Origin of the sequence: Microbacterium sp. 71-23, assembly GCF_001897265.1 — a bacterium.
In the GTDB taxonomy this organism is placed as follows: domain Bacteria; phylum Actinomycetota; class Actinomycetes; order Actinomycetales; family Microbacteriaceae; genus Microbacterium; species Microbacterium ginsengisoli.
The window spans coordinates 54,374-68,830 of the sequence record NZ_MKSL01000017.1 but is presented as its reverse complement, the minus strand read 5'-3'; the positions used below and the strand labels follow the sequence as shown (position 1 = coordinate 68,830).

At 71.3% G+C, this 14,457-nt stretch carries 14 protein-coding genes and 1 tRNA gene; 10 read left to right on the top strand and 5 right to left on the bottom strand.

What is annotated here, in order from left to right; genetic code table 11:
• Positions 1-10: 10 nt before the first annotated feature.
• Complete coding sequence (locus tag BGO15_RS06925; RefSeq protein ID WP_056207014.1) at positions 11-1,213, bottom strand: substrate-binding domain-containing protein; 1,203 nt, start codon at positions 1,211-1,213, stop codon at positions 11-13.
• A 158-nt stretch (positions 1,214-1,371) separates the two neighbouring features.
• Here BGO15_RS06925 and BGO15_RS06920 point away from each other — a divergent pair, with 158 nt between their 5' ends.
• Together BGO15_RS06920 and BGO15_RS06915 are read left to right on the top strand one after the other, a co-directional pair.
• Positions 1,372-1,806 (top strand): MarR family winged helix-turn-helix transcriptional regulator, encoded by a 435-nt coding sequence (locus tag BGO15_RS06920; RefSeq protein WP_056207015.1) that lies wholly within the window; start codon positions 1,372-1,374, stop codon positions 1,804-1,806.
• Positions 1,803-3,032, top strand: a complete 1,230-nt coding sequence (locus tag BGO15_RS06915; RefSeq protein ID WP_056207017.1) for an MFS transporter — start codon at positions 1,803-1,805, stop codon at positions 3,030-3,032. The genes BGO15_RS06920 and BGO15_RS06915 overlap by 4 nt, the downstream gene beginning before the upstream one ends.
• A 9-nt stretch (positions 3,033-3,041) precedes the next feature.
• On the opposite strand, the gene BGO15_RS06910 is transcribed toward BGO15_RS06915, so the two are convergent.
• Both BGO15_RS06910 and BGO15_RS06905 read right to left on the bottom strand, forming a co-directional pair.
• Positions 3,042-4,454 carry an amidohydrolase family protein gene (locus BGO15_RS06910; RefSeq protein ID WP_056207018.1) on the bottom strand — a complete coding sequence of 471 codons (1,413 nt, stop codon included), beginning with the start codon at positions 4,452-4,454 and terminating at the stop codon, positions 3,042-3,044.
• Between the two features lie 138 nt (positions 4,455-4,592).
• Positions 4,593-4,665: transfer RNA gene (locus BGO15_RS06905), tRNA-Lys, on the bottom strand.
• Positions 4,666-4,768: 103 nt separating this feature from the next.
• Here BGO15_RS06905 and BGO15_RS06900 point away from each other — a divergent pair.
• Both BGO15_RS06900 and BGO15_RS06895 read left to right on the top strand, forming a co-directional pair.
• Positions 4,769-5,620 (top strand): inositol monophosphatase family protein, encoded by an 852-nt coding sequence (locus tag BGO15_RS06900; protein WP_082483036.1) that lies wholly within the window; start codon positions 4,769-4,771, stop codon positions 5,618-5,620.
• A complete protein-coding gene (locus BGO15_RS06895) occupies positions 5,617-6,183 on the top strand; it encodes a DUF3558 domain-containing protein (RefSeq protein ID WP_056519904.1) in 567 nt (188 codons plus the stop codon). Before BGO15_RS06900 ends, BGO15_RS06895 begins: the two co-directional genes overlap by 4 nt.
• A gap of 22 nt (positions 6,184-6,205) precedes the next feature.
• On the opposite strand, the gene BGO15_RS06890 is transcribed toward BGO15_RS06895, so the two are convergent.
• Both BGO15_RS06890 and BGO15_RS06885 read right to left on the bottom strand, forming a co-directional pair.
• The gene (locus BGO15_RS06890; RefSeq protein ID WP_056207020.1) at positions 6,206-7,159 is read right to left on the bottom strand and encodes a PDR/VanB family oxidoreductase; all 954 of its coding nucleotides are present in this window, start codon (positions 7,157-7,159) and stop codon (positions 6,206-6,208) included.
• Positions 7,156-7,755 (bottom strand): helix-turn-helix domain-containing protein, encoded by a 600-nt coding sequence (locus BGO15_RS06885; RefSeq protein WP_056207021.1) that lies wholly within the window; start codon positions 7,753-7,755, stop codon positions 7,156-7,158. The genes BGO15_RS06890 and BGO15_RS06885 overlap by 4 nt, the downstream gene beginning before the upstream one ends.
• A 202-nt stretch (positions 7,756-7,957) precedes the next feature.
• Here BGO15_RS06885 and BGO15_RS06880 point away from each other — a divergent pair, with 202 nt between their 5' ends.
• Genes BGO15_RS06880 through BGO15_RS06855 form a run of 6 tightly spaced genes read left to right on the top strand, consistent with a single transcriptional unit; the run spans position 7,958 to position 14,429 of the window.
• Complete coding sequence (locus tag BGO15_RS06880) at positions 7,958-9,208, top strand: amidohydrolase family protein (RefSeq protein WP_200930849.1); 1,251 nt, start codon at positions 7,958-7,960, stop codon at positions 9,206-9,208.
• 21 nt (positions 9,209-9,229) lie between these two features.
• A complete protein-coding gene (locus BGO15_RS06875) occupies positions 9,230-10,621 on the top strand; it encodes an FAD-binding oxidoreductase (RefSeq protein ID WP_056207023.1) in 1,392 nt (463 codons plus the stop codon).
• A complete protein-coding gene (locus BGO15_RS06870) occupies positions 10,618-11,223 on the top strand; it encodes a pyridoxamine 5'-phosphate oxidase family protein (protein WP_056207025.1) in 606 nt (201 codons plus the stop codon). The genes BGO15_RS06875 and BGO15_RS06870 overlap by 4 nt, the downstream gene beginning before the upstream one ends.
• Positions 11,220-12,296, top strand: a complete 1,077-nt coding sequence (locus tag BGO15_RS06865) for a methylenetetrahydrofolate reductase C-terminal domain-containing protein (protein ID WP_056207026.1) — start codon at positions 11,220-11,222, stop codon at positions 12,294-12,296. The genes BGO15_RS06870 and BGO15_RS06865 overlap by 4 nt, the downstream gene beginning before the upstream one ends.
• Positions 12,296-13,030, top strand: coding sequence for an SDR family NAD(P)-dependent oxidoreductase (locus BGO15_RS06860; RefSeq protein ID WP_200934415.1), 735 nt, complete (start codon positions 12,296-12,298; stop codon positions 13,028-13,030). The genes BGO15_RS06865 and BGO15_RS06860 overlap by 1 nt, the downstream gene beginning before the upstream one ends.
• A 58-nt stretch (positions 13,031-13,088) precedes the next feature.
• The gene (locus BGO15_RS06855) at positions 13,089-14,429 is read left to right on the top strand and encodes an amidohydrolase family protein (protein ID WP_056519905.1); all 1,341 of its coding nucleotides are present in this window, start codon (positions 13,089-13,091) and stop codon (positions 14,427-14,429) included.
• The last annotated feature ends 28 nt before the right edge of the window (positions 14,430-14,457 follow it).

The window sequence follows — 14,457 nt, the reverse complement described above, 5'->3', positions numbered from 1 at the left end:
CGGCCTCCGGCTACTTCATCGTCACGGGTGCGGGGGCGACATCCGCGCCCTTGACCGTGTCGACCAGCTGGGGCGTGAACGACGAGCCGTTCGCGACGAGCTTCACCTGGTACATGTCCTGGATCAGGGCGTGGTCGGCGGCGCGCACGGTGTTGCTCCCCTTCGGACCGTCGAAGGTGTAGCCCTCGAGCGACGAGATCATCTGATCGACGTCCCCCTTGCCCTGTTGGATGGCGTGCACGATCATCAGCGCCGCGTTGAAGCCGTCGGGGCTGAACAGATCGGGCGTGCCGCCGGCCTGCGTGATGAGGTCGATCATCTTGGTGTTCACGTCGTTCGACGGGGCGCCCGGGAAGTAGTGGTTCAGGAACTTGATCTTCGTGGACGCATCGCCGTAGGCGTTGAACGTGGACGAATCGCCGAGCCCGGTGACGACCGGGATCTGGTCGAGCACGCCCTGCTGGCTGAGCGCCTGCCACATCGCACCGGTGGTGGCGCCGGCCCACGCGACGAAGACGAGGTCGGGCTTGGCACTGAGCACCTGTTGGGCGAACGGGGTGAACTCGGTCACGTCCTCGGCGACGAGCACGGGCGTCACGGTCGCGCCCTTGGCCCCGAGGATCGCCTTGACGGCGGCGACGTTGCCCTGCCCGAACGCGTTGTTCTGAGCGAAGACGACGACGTTCTTGCCGCTGATGTCGGGCAGGAACGTGCCGGCGGTGGCGACGTCCTGCGCGCTCTCACGGCCGGAGCGGAACGTGTACTTGTTGGCGCCGGTGATGGCATCGGTGGCCGCGGGACCCGAGATGAACAGCACCTTGTTCTGTGCGGCTTGGTCGGCGAGCTTGAGCGCCACGCCCGACGAGGCCGAGCCCGCGAGGATGTTGACGCCTTGACCGATCAGATCCTTCGCCGCGGTGACGGCGGTGTCGGGGTTGCCCGCGTCATCCCGGTAGTCGACGGTGATCTTGGTGCCGTCGATCGTGTTCGTGCCGCCGGTCGCGTAGTTCAGGCCGGCCTTGAAGCCGTCCAGGTACTGCTTGCCGTAGCCCGCGAGGGCTCCGGTCTCGCTCGTGATCACGCCGACGGTGACCTCCGACGGACCCGAGGCGGTGCTGCCTGCCCCGGCGCCGGTTCCGGGGGCGCATGCGCTGAGGCCGATGGCGGCGCTCGCGATCACCGCCCCGAGGAGCAACTTCTTCGTAACTCGCATGTGATTGCCTTTCACCCTTGGAAGGACTTCCTGAAAGCTGATTCAGGTATTGCGAGACTAAGAAGTCGGATGCCGCGATGTCAAGGCGGTGCGCGTGAAGCTCCGCCGATCCCCTCGGGGGTCAATCGCATTACATACTCGGGGTATATACTTCCGGTATGACTCGCACCAAGGATATCGAGAGGATCGTGACCGCCGCCCACGCGCTCACGCGCATCGCCGCCGTCCGCACCGGCAGCGAGGTGCCGGCCGCGCAGTGGCGCATGCTCAGTGCGCTGAACGGAGAGGGCGCGCTCCGCGTCGGCGCGCTCGCGCAGTTCGCGCGCACGCCGCAGCCCGTCGTCACCCGCCTCGTCGGCCAGCTGGTCGACGAGGGCCTCGTGACCCGCGCCGGCGACCCGGAGGACTCGCGCGCGACCGTCGTCGACCTCACCGCCGACGGCCGTGCGGCGCTCGATCGCTGGCGTGCCGACCTCGTCGCGGCGATCGAACCGCTGTTCACCGACCTCGCCGACGACGAGTGGGAGACCCTCCGTCGCGCCTCGCAGATCCTCGCCGATCGCACGGCCGTCTCGCCGGCTGTGGCCCGATGAGCGGCGGGGGCACCGGGGCATCCGTTCTGCGTCAGCCGCTGCAGGTGTGGGCGGTCGCCGTCGCCTGCGTGGTCGCGTTCATGGGTATCGGCCTGGTCGACCCCATCCTCCCGGCGATCGCCGAGTCCCTGCAGGCGACACCGGTGCAGACCGAGCTGCTGTTCACGAGCTATCTGCTCGTGACCGCTCTCGCGATGCTCGTCACGAGCTGGATCTCGAGCCGCATCGGAGCGAAGGCGACCCTGCTGATCGGTCTCGCGCTCATCGTGGTGTTCGCCCTTTTCGCCGGTCTCAGCGGGTCGGTCGAGGCGGTCATCGGCTTCCGGGCGGGCTGGGGCCTCGGCAACGCGCTCTTCATCTCGACCGCCCTCGCCACGATCGTGGGCGCTGCGGCCGGCGGCTCGGGGGCGGCCATCATGCTCTACGAGGCGGCGCTCGGCATCGGCATCGCTGTCGGCCCGCTGCTCGGCGGCCTGCTCGGCGAGGTGAGCTGGAAGTGGCCCTTCTTCGGTGTCTCGGTGCTGATGGCGGTGGCGTTCGTCGCGATCGCGATCCTGCTGCGCACCAAGGGTGAGAAGCGCACGCCAGTGGCGTTCTCGGCGCCGTTCCGGGCGCTCGGCAACCCGTCGCTGGCGATCCTCGCGGTCGCGGCGCTCTTCTACAACATCGGGTTCTTCACGCTGCTCGCCTTCTCGCCCTTCCCCTTGGGGTTCGGCGCGATGGGCATCGGGTTCACCTTCTTCGGGTGGGGCATCGCCGTCGCGATCACGAGCGTCTGGGTCGCACCCCTGATGCTCAAGCGGATGACCCGCAGCACCGCCATGCTCATCACACTGCCGCTCCTGGCGATCGACCTGGTCGTCGCGGGTGTGCTCGTGACCTCCCCCACCGCTCTGGTCGTGTGCATCATCGTGGGCGGTCTGATGCTGGGCATCATGAACACCGTGCTCACCGAGTCGGTGATGGAGGCGACCGATCTGCCGCGCGCGGTGGCGTCGTCGGCGTACTCCGCGGTGCGGTTCCTGGGCGGCGCCGCCGCTCCGCCGCTCGCCGCGTTCCTGTGGCACGCGGCGAACGCGTCGGTGCCCTACTGGGTCGCCGCGCTCGCGGTGCTGATCTCCGCCGGGGCGATCCTCGTCGGACGCCCGAAGCTCGCACGCATCGACGTGCGCGAGGCGGACGAGGCCGAAGAGGGCGCCGCGGTGCTCATCGGCGACGCCGCCTGATCCCCCCGATCACCACGCCAGGTCGGCCGCCAGCCCCGCACGGGCGGCGGCCGACCGCACGCGGTCGTGCAGTTCGAGCGACGCGGTCGCCGCGAGCGGGTGGGTGCTCACCCCGTCACGGGCGACGAGCCGGCCACCGACGTATACGTGGGTGAGGTTTCGCAGTCCGCACGCGAACGCGTAGTGGGCGAAGGGGTCCCAGACGGGTCCGGTGTCGGGATGCCGCGGGTCGACGATCACGAGGTCGGCGAACTTCCCCACCGCGAGCGATCCGATGCGGTCCCCCACACCCAGCGCCTCGGCACCGCCGAGCGTGTGCATGCGGATCATCTCGCGCGGCATGATGATCGCGGCATCCCGGTGCAGGGCACGCTGCGCGTACATGCCGATGCGCATGTTCTGGAAGGGGTCGGAGATGTCGGTGCACGACTGGTCGTCGAGGCCCACTCCGATCGGCATGCCCAGTTCGCGGTAGCGCGGGATGTCGGCGAAGCCCGAGGCGAGCCGGCCGTTGGAGGCGGGCTGCCACACCATGCCGGCGCCGCGCTCCGCGGCGGTGCGGGACATGTGCTCGTCGGGGTGCACGAAGTGGCCGAACAGGAAGCCGGGACGCAGCGCTCCCGAGCGCTCGTACCAGTCGAACTTCTCGCGCTGCTGGTCGAGCGCCTCGCTCGTCTCGAGGAAGTGCGCCTGGTTGCTCACCCCGTGGGCGTCCATCATCGCCGCCTCGTGCGCGGCCGTCTCGGGACTGTCACTCCACTGCTGCGCGCCGAACACCGAGCCGCCGAGGTCGAGTTCGCGCGGGATGGCGGTGCGCACGTAGTCCATCGCATCGGCGAACACCCCGTGCGCACGATCGGCGCTTTGCAGCTCGGAGTCGATGCGCACCGCGTTGACCATGCGCAGGTTCGCGTCGGCGCCGGCATCCACCTGCCGGTAGACGTACTCGGGGCCGAGCTCGGCGAGGATGACGCGGCTGTCGCTCGCCGCGTCGTAGCGGCTGTGGAACCGCGACGAGAGGAAGTTGTAGGCCGAGGTGACGCCGTTGACGAGGAAGTCGAGGCTGCCGTGGAGCGTCATCCAGTACACGTCGTCGGCGTCGGTTCCCGACATGAACTGCGCCTGCACGCCGACCCAGCCGTAGAGCGGGTCTCCGGGGGTCATGCCCCGCATGCCGGACGTGAAGATGTGGCTGTGTGCCGACACGAAACCGGGAGCGACGAAGGCGCCGGCGGCATCCACCACCTCGGCGGCGGTGAGGGCGTCTGCCGGGGCGTCACCCACCCCGAGGCCGGAGATGCGCCCGTCGACACCGACCGAGATCCAGCCGCGGAACCAGTCCTCGCCGTCGACCATCGAGAGGATGACGGCATCGGTGATCGTGAGCAGCGGGCGGGGAGCGGATGCAGCAGAATCGGGCATGCCGCCAGCATTCCGCGCCCGGGAGACACGGCCGTTTCCCTCGTGTTTCCGGCAGATGTGCGCAGTGCCGCCCTGTGACCGTGGGGGCAATGACGAAGGGCCTCGGCCACGCTGTCGCGTGCCGAGGCCCTTCTGCGGTGCACCCCCTGGGACTCGAACCCAGAACCCACTGATTAAGAGTCAGTTGCTCTGCCGATTGAGCTAGAGGTGCATGGTTCGCGCTGCGAAAGCTCGCGGTCGAACCGAGGGTCAACGTTATCATCCCGCGTCCCGCGCCGCGAATCGGGCCGAGAACCGCCGGATAGGCTGGAGCCATGACCGCCGCGCCCGTGACTCCCGACGCCGCCGACGCCCGGGATGCCGCGGCATCCGGTCTCTTCGCCGCCGATCTGGCGCTCGCGCTGCGCCTCGCGGACGCGGCCGACGCCGTCACGATGGCGCGCTTCGACGCCGCCGACCTCGAGATCGATGTGAAGCCCGATGCGACGCACGTGACGGAGGCCGACCTCGCGACCGAGCGGGCGATCCGGGCGATCCTCGGCAGTGAGCGCCCCGACGACGGCATCTTCGGCGAAGAGTACGGAGCCGAAGGATCGACCCACCGCCAATGGATCATCGACCCCATCGACGGCACCGCGAACTACCTCAAGGGAATCCCGATGTGGGCGACGCTCATCGCCCTGGCCGTCGACGGCGTGCCCCAGGTCGGCGTCGTCAGCCAGCCCGCCCTCGGGCGCCGCTGGTGGGGCGCGACCGGATCGGGCGCGTGGACGGCGACCGACGCCGGACCGCGTCGCCTCGGCGTCTCGTCGGTCGACACGCTCGCCGAGGCGAGCATCAGCTTCCAGAGCATTCAGCAGTGGGACGAGGTCGGGCGCCTCGACCAGCTCGTCGCCCTCACCCGTACCGTGTGGCGTGACCGAGGCTACGGCGACGCGTGGCCGTACATGCTGCTCGCCGAGGGCCGGCTCGAGTTCGTCGCCGAGTTCGGAGTGAAGGAGTACGACATCGCCCCGATGTTCCCGATCATCGCCGAGGCCGGCGGACGCGTCACCGCGATCGACGGCAGCGCGTCGCTCTCGGACCGATCGGTGCTGGCCACCAACGGTGCACTGCACGACGCGTTCCTCGGCGCCGTCGCCCGAGCCGAAGGGACCGCCCCGTGACCCGACGTGCCACGATGCTGACCGCGTCGGCGCTCGCGCTCGTCGCCCTTACGGGATGCACGGCGACCGCGAGCCCCGCGCCGTCGAATCCTGTCACCTCGACCCCTGCCGCGACCGGCACGGCCAGCGCAACCCCCGTGCCGACGGGTACCGCCACCGCCGCCGCGGCAACATGTGACGGCATCCTCGACCCGAGCGTCGTGAAGAGTCTGTCCGATCAGGGCTGGACCTTCCGCCAGGAGTCGTTCCGCGCAGGGTCCACAGTGCTCACCGGTGGCCTGCAGTGCGTCTGGGGCGACTACTCGATCGCCAGCGATCACGTGCAGATCTACGGTTGGGCGCCGATCTCCGCCGAGCAAGCGGCGAGCGTGCGCACCGACCTGCTCGCCCAGGGCTTCCGCGCCGTCGAGGACAGCCGCGGCTCGTACCTCACCGAGAACGCGAACACCGCCATCGCGACGGATGCGGACGGGTACGGCACCACCTACCAGTTCGGCGACGGCTGGATCACCCTCTCGGACACCAAACAGGGACTGCTCCTCATCGAGCGCCCCACCGCCTGACCACGGGCCCGCACCGGCGCCGTCAGAGGCCGAGCACGATGCGCGGGCACGCGGCCCGCGACACGCACACGTACATCACGTCACTTCGCTCGCGCTCGGACGGCGACAGGATCGAGTCGCGATGATCGATCTCGCCGGAGATCACCGGCGTCTCGCAGGTGCCGCACGTGCCCTCGCGGCAGCTCGAGAGCACGAACACGCCCGACTCCTCGAGAACGTCGAGGACGCTCCGATCGGGCGCGACCTCGACGGTCATCCCGCTGTACTCCAGCTCGACCTCGAACGGCCCGTCCCAGACCGGCGCCGTCAAGGGCTCGGGTTCGAAGCGCTCGGCCGCGAACGCCACCCCGTGGGCGCCCGCGATCTGCTCTGCCGCATCCACGAGGCGCAGCGGTCCGCAGCACCACACCCCGGTGTGTGCCGGGAGAGCTCCGAAGAGCACCTCGAGATCCAGACGTCCGCCCCGCTCCGACACGTGCAGCACGAGCCGGTCGCCGTGCCGTTCCCGCAGCTCGTCGACGAGGATCATGCGGCCCTCGTGGCCCGCGTAGTGCAGTTCGTAGTCGATGCCGGCGGATGCCGCGGCATCCGCCATCGCCGCGATCGGCGTGATGCCGATGCCGCCCGCCAAGAACACCGCACGCGGATGAGCGGCGGCATCGAAGCGGAAGTGGTTGCGAGGCCCCGCGAGGCGCAGCACCGTTCCCTCGGCGACCTGGTCGAGCATCCAGGTCGACCCGCCACGACTGTCGGGCTCACGCAGCACTCCCAGCCGCCACCGCTGCGCACCGGCCGGACCCACGAGGGAGTACTGCCGCACCAGGCCGCCCGGCTGCAGCACGTCGACGTGCGCTCCCGGCTCCCAGGCGGGAAGCGGCTCGTCACCCTGGGGGGCGAGTTCGAGCACGACGAGATCGTCGCTCACCGCGGTGCGGGAGACGACACGGACATCCACATCGGAAGCGATCGGGTTCATAGGCGTGCGGGATGCTCCTTGACGATGATGAGCCGGTAGGCACGGCCGTCGGCCGACCGCCACCGGTGCCGGGTTCCGCCGGCGTAGAAGACCGAATCCCCCGGGGCGAGCACATCGGGCCGCCCCTCCCGGTCGAGGTCGATCTCGACCGTGCCGTCGAGAACGAACATCCATTCGTCCTCGTCGTGGTCGAAGAAGTCGCCGAACTCGACGTTCTCGGCACGGAACTCCATCGGGTGGAACGATCGCGGGTCCGAGACGAGCATGCGCGCGATGCCCTCGGCGTACGCGCCCGACGACCCCTCATCGGCCCGCACGACATCGACCTCGTCGCCCGTCGTCGCCGGCCGGTCGACCGACAGCAGCTCGACCTGGCTGGTGCCGAGCGCCCGCGCGATGCGCTCGAGCGAGCCCATGCTGGGCCTGGTGAGTCCGCGCTCGAGCTGCGAGAGGAACGGGTGAGAGAGCTCCGACGCCGAGGCGAGCTCGACGAGAGTGAGCCTCCGGGCATGCCGCATCGCGCGGATCCGCTCCCCCAAGGCCACGGTCACCTCGTCGACCGGCGACGAGGTGGGGGCCGCGACATCCTTCGCCATGACTGACACCTCCGAACAGCAAGCGGCACCCGCGCGGGTGCCGCTCCGCCAGAAAGTACACCACACCCGGCGAGCGGGCCCGCGCCGGTTTCGCGAGCAGAAACGGACGCGTCACATGCGCGAAACGCGCCCTCCCTACAGTGCCGATTGTAAGTGGGACGAACATCCCGCTCTGCCCGATCGGCCTCTCCCGAGGGGAATCATGTCGTCACTCCCGCGTCCGCTGCGCGTGCTGCGCTCGGCCCGTCTCGCCGACGGATCGCTCGTCGACATCACCCTCGACGGCGAGCTCGTCGCCGCCGTCACCCCGGCCGATGCGGCCGCCGAGATCGACGAGGCATCCGACCTCGACCTGCGGGGGTATCTCGTCGTCACGGCGCCCGCCGAACCGCACGCGCACCTCGACAAGGCCCGCAGCTGGGATGCCGCGCGGCCACCCGCCGGCGATCTCGTCCGCGCGATCGAGTCATGGCGCGCGTTCGCCGCCGGCCAGACCGAGGACGACATCGCCGCCCGCGCCCGTGCCCAGGCGCTCGAGAACCTCGCCGCGGGGACGACGGCCATCCGCACCCACGTCGACCTGTTCGCCGACCACGACCCGCTGCGCGGCGTGCGCGCACTCGTGCGCGTGCGCGAAGAGCTCGCCGAGCTCATCGACATCCAGCTCGTCGCCCTCGGCGGCGAGTGGGTGCCCGACGACGTGTACGAAGGCGCCCTCGACCTCGGCGTCGACATCGTCGGCGGAGCCCCCCACCTCGCCACCGACCCGCATGCGGAGCTGCACCGCGCCCTCGACATCGCCGAGCGGCGCGGCGCCCCCGTCGATCTGCACACCGACGAGTCCCTCGACGGCCCGCTCACGATCGTGTCGTACGCCAACCGGGTGGCCGCATGGTCGCAGCCGCGATCCGCCGGGCACTGCGTACGACTGGGCACGCTCCCCGCGGACGAGCTCGCCGAGGTCATCGCCGCGGTCGCCGCCGCGGACCTCCGCATCATCACCCTGCCGATCACGAACCTCTATCTGCAGGGCTGGGAGCACCCGGTGTCGACGCCGCGCGGACTCACCGCCACCCGCGCCCTGCTCGACGCCGGCGTCGTGCTCGGGGCCGGCGCGGACAACGTGCGCGACCCCTTCAATCCGGTCGGCCGCGGCGACGCGCTCGAGACCGCCTCGCTGCTCGTGACCGCCGGACACCTGAGCCTCGACGAAGCCCTCACCGCCGTCACCGCCGGCGCCCGCGCCGCGATGTGGCTTCCCGAGGCAGGCCCCGTCGTCGGCGCACGCGCCGAACTGCTCGCCGTGCGCGCCGACAGCCTCGGCGAGGCGATCGCCTCGGGCTCCCCCGACCGTCTCGTCATCCACGCCGGGCGACTCGTCGCCCGCACCACGATCCACCGCGACATCGCGCCGGCAGGCGTCGCCGCGGCATCCCCCTCTCTCACCCGCTGATCAGAAGAGAAAGCTGACCGCATGTCTGCCACCACCCTCGCCGCTGTCGACGCGGCCCGCATCGACGCCCTCGCGGCCGAGCTCGCCGAGATCCTCGGCGCCGCCGGCGTCACCCGCGAGGAGCAGGTGCTCGAGCGCTCGTCGCTCGACGGCTCGTACCTCTCGCCGCTGATCAGCGAGCAGCTCCCCCTCGGCCGCGCGCAGCTCGTGGCGTTCCCGGCATCGGCCCAGCAGATCGCCGAGACCGTCGCCGCCGCCGTGCGCCACGGGGTGCCGATCACGCCTCGCGGCAAGGGCACCGGCAACTACGGCCAAGGCATCCCGATGGCCGGCGGTCTCGTGCTCGACACCACCAAGGCCCGCGCGGTCGTCGAGGTCGGCGATGGCTTCATCGTCGCCGAAGCGGGCGCGCCGATGATCCAGATCGAGCAGGCCGCCAACCGCGCCGGCCAGCAGCTGCTCATGTACCCCTCCACGGTGCAGTCGACCCTCGGCGGCTTCCTCTCGGGCGGCTCGGGCGGCACCGGCTCGATCGCCCACGGGGTGCTCATGCACGGCTTCGTGCGCGCCATCGACGTCGTGTTCGCGAGCCCCGAGCCGGAGCTCGTGCATTTCGAGGGCGTCGAGGCCGAGAAGTACCTGCACAACTACGGCGTCGTCGCGATCATCGCCCGCGCCGAAGTGGTGCTCGAGCCTCTGCAGGAGTGGCGCGCGTTCTACGCGAGCTTCGACGACTACCACACGGCCTTCCAGCTGGTGCGTGAGTTCCGCGACCTCGAGCCCACTCCGCGACTCGTCTCCGGCGACGTGCCGCTGCTCGCCGACGCGCTGCCCGCCGACGAGGCGCTGCCCGCTGGGAAGGCGAGCCTGCGAGGCATCCTCGATGTGCGCTCGATCGAGGAGGCGACCCGTCTCGTCGAGGCGGCCGGCGGCACCGTCGAAGCGGTGCGAGAGGGCATCAACCACACCATGAAGGTGTCGATGACCAGCTACAACCACGCGATCGAGTGGCTGCAGAAGAGCTACCCGAACACGTGGTTCCACGTCGAGGTCAACGGTGACGCGCTCGTCGACCGGATCGATGAGGTGCATGAGGTGTACCCCGGCGAGAGCTGGCTGCACATCGAGGCGCAGGCGACGAAGCCCATCGGCATGCTCGCCGCGAAGTACACGACGGCCGAGGACCTGCTGGCCGGCTTCGACCGGCTCGCCGCGCTCGGCGTCGGCTACCACAACCCCCACCAGTGGTTCGTGGACTACTTCCCCGACCGTGCCCGCGAGATGGCCGCGACGACAGACCCGCAGGGTCTCCTCAACCCCGGAAAGCTCGTCAAGCCCGACGTCGACACGGGCACGAAGCCCTCCGTCGCCCTCACCGACGACACCACGGACGACGAGGCGGGCGCCTGGTGACCGGCTGGTTCGACCTCGCCGAGCGAGACGACTGGCCCGCCGACCCGTTCGAGCTGCTGACAGCCTGGCTGCCGGCGAACGACGACCCGGCGCGTCCGATCATGACGGTGATCACCGTCGACGAGACCGGAGCCCCCGACGGACGCACCCAGCTGCTCACCGAGTTCGATGCGGGCGGTCTGTACTTCCACGCCGACGCGAACTCGCGCAAGTTCGCCCAGCTGGAGAACGATCCGCGGGTCGCCCTCGTCATCGCGCTGCTCGACGACAAGCATCAGATCACGGTGCAGGGCGTCGCCGAGACGCCGCCGCCGGGCGAAGAGGATGCCGCCTACCGCCGCCGCAACGTCTACCTGCAGCAGCTCGCGTGGCAGAACACCCACGAGTTCGCGCGACGTCCGCTTCCCGAGCGTGTGGCCGCATGGGCGGCGTTCCAGGAGGAGCACGCCGACGGCTTCGAGCCGCCCGTGTCGTGGGCCGGCAAGCGCGTGCGCCCCACGCGCCTGACGTTCTGGGCCGGCCGCGACGACACGGCGTCTCGCCGCGTCGAGTACCGTCGTCAGCCCGACGAGTCCTGGGCCGTCGAGGTGCGCGCCGGATGAACGCCCCCGCGGCCGTCGCCGACTGCCCCAAGTCGATGACCTACGGCCCGTGCGGCGGGGTGGGTCTCGACGGGCGCTGCGAGGTCGCACCGCATCCCTGCGTCTTCCTGCACACGGGCGTGATCCCGTGGTCCGGGGTGCGGCCGGATGCCGCCGCCCCGCCGACGGTCGCCGCAGCCCCCCTCCCCGACCCGGTGCCGTCTGCGGGCGCGGCGCGCATGCGCGCACTGCTCGCCACACGCCCGATCGTCGTGGCGGACTTCCCGGCGCGCCCGGTGGATGCGGCATCCATCGTCGACTGTGCACACGAGCTCGTCGGCGGGGTCGACGCGGTGCTGCACGGTGACGCCGGGCAGATGCGCGTGCAGTTCCCGCCGGCCTACCGCGCCCGGCTCGTGCAGGAGGCAGGCCTCGTCTCGTGGGCGGGCGTGAACACCCGGGATCGCAACCGGGTGGCGCTCGAAGGCGAGCTCGCTGCCCTCGCCCACGCGGGCGTCGGCGGTGTGCACTGCGTGACCGGTGACCACACCCTCACCGGCTCCCGGCCGGAAGCTCGACCCGTCTTCGACCTCGACTCGACCGAGCTCGCCTCGCTCGCGCATCGAGCGGGCCACCTCGTGTCGGTCGCCGAGTCGCCGATGGCGCCGCCGATCGCCGAGCGCGCCGGACGTCTGCTCGAGAAGCAGCACGCCGGCGCGGAGATCTGCTTCGTCAACCATTCGGGCGGCGCCGAGCCTGTCGCGGCCTTCATCGGCCGCGCGCGCGACCTGGGAGTGACGACGGGCTTCATCCCGTGCCTCCCCATCATCCTCAGCCATGCGAGCGCGGCCCTCATCCGCTCGTTCACCGAGCTCGCCCTGCCACCGGGCTACATCGAACGCATCCTCGCCGCACCGGACCCTGTCGCCGAGGGCGTGGCAGCGGCGATCGAGCTCGGGAGGGAGTTCCTCGAGATCGACGGCGTCGTCGGCGTGGACCTCTCGGGCGGCGTCGACGACGGCACCGAGATCGAGTACGCCCGGGCGGTGGCCGCGATCGGCCGCGCGCTCGGCGGCGGAACGGAGACGAACTGATGGGCACCCTGGACGGCAAGCGTGTGATCGTGACGGGCGCGGCCCGCGGCATCGGGCGTGCGATCGCGGCGCGCATCGCGGCCGAGCGCGCGCAGGTCGTGCTGCTCGACCGCGACGCCGACGCGATCGCCCAGACCGCGGCAGACCTCGGGGTCGCCTCTCTCGCCGTCGACCTCGTGGATGTCGCCTCCACCCGCACCACGATGCGCGCGGCGATCGATCTGCTCGGCGGTCTCGACGTGCTCGTGAACAATGCGGGCGTGTTCCTCAGCGGCGGACTGCTCGAGACCGACCCGGCCGACTGGGACCGCGTCCAGGTCATCAACACCCGCTCCATGCTCGTCACGACGCAGGAGGCGGTGCCCGCGATGCGCGCGGGAGGCGGCGGCCGCATCATCAACCTTGCGAGCATGGCTGCGAAGTCGGGCGGCGGCTTCGAGGGCGCCTACGCCGCCTCCAAGGCCGCCGTCGTGGCGCTCACCCGCGCGACGGCCCAGGAGTTCGGCTCCGACGGCATCACCGCGAACGCCCTGTGCCCCGGATACGTGCTCACCGAGATGGGCGCCGACACCCGCACCCCCGAGATGGTGGCGGCGTGGTCGTCGCGCTCGCCCCTCGGCCGCTGCGCCGCACCCGACGACGTCGCCGACGTCGCGGCGTTCCTCGCGGGCGATGCCTCGCGCTACATGACCGGCCAGTCGGTGAACGTCACCGGCGGCATGATCATGCACTGAGACGGATGCCCCACGGGCACCGTCGTCCCACCCGTCACCCGTCCTCCGGAGTCCGCCGATGACCACCCTCCCGCCCGCTCCGTCCCTGCGCGTGCACGGCGCACGCGCCATCGTCGTCGACGCGGACACGGTGCGCACCGGCGACCTCGTCATCGAGGGAGCGCGGGTGGCGGAGGCATCCGATCTGCGCACCGTCGACACGCTCGACGCCGATGGCGGGATCATCACGGCCGGGCTCGTCAACGCCCACCATCACCTGCTGCAGAGCGGATTCCGCACGCTGCCGGGCACGCGCGGGGTGCCGATGGCCGCCTGGCTGCCCGCGATGGCTGCGGCGTATTCCACCGCAGGCATGGATGCGGAGCTCTTCGGCGTCTGCGCCGAGGTGGCCGTCGCGGAGGGCTTGCTGAGCGGCGTCACCACCGTCGCCGACCATCACCTGAACTGGCCGCACGGCGCGCCGATCGAGGAGACCGTCGACATCGCGCGAGCCATCGCGACGTCCGCTGCCCGCCTCGGCGGACGCCTCGTCTATGTGCGCGGGTCGGCCCGTGACGACGCCGACTGGGCGGGCGCTTCCGCCGAGGCGATCGCGGTCTCACTGCTCGCCGACGGTCACGTCGGCGGCGTGACGGCCGACGGCATGCTGCAGTACGCGGTCGGACCTGCCGGCGTGCACAGCGACGGCGAGGCGACCTTCGCCGCCCTCGGCGCGGTCGCCGCGCGGTGGGGACTGCGGCGCCGCACGCAGGCGAACGAGCAGGTGGATGTCGCGATCGCCCTCGAGCGCTACGGACGCCGCCCGATCGACCTGCTCGAGGAGTGGGGCTGGCTCGCCGACGACGTCACGATCGCCCACCTCGTCGACATCACCGACCACGAGCGCCGCCGGATCGCGGCCGCCGGTGTCACCGCGACCCACGCCCCCGGATGCGACGTGCCGATGGGCTGGGGAGTCGCGCGGGTCGCCGATCTCCTCGACGCCGGCATCGCCACGGGACTCGGCACGAGCGGCGGCGGCTCCAACGACGCCGGACACCTGCTCGCCGACGCCCGTCTGGCCCTGCAGGTGTCGGGCCTTACGGGCAGGCCGCTCGCCGCGGCATCCGTCATCGACATGGCCACGCTCGGGTCGGCCCGCGGGCTGGGCCGGCCCGAGCTCGGACACCTCGCCCCCGGGGCCGCCGCCGACTTCTGCGTGTGGGACCTCAGCGGCGTCGCCGACGCGGGCGTCGCCGACCCGATCGCCGGACTGCTCTGGGCCTCGCCCGGACGCCGCCCGCGCCACGTGGTGGTCGCGGGCCGCGTCGTCGTCCGCGACTACCGGCTCGTCACCGCCGATGAGCACGACATCACGGCACGGATGTCGCACCTGCTCGCCGAGCGCGCCGCGCGCTGAGCGGAGCGGCGCGGCGGGCGACGGCCGC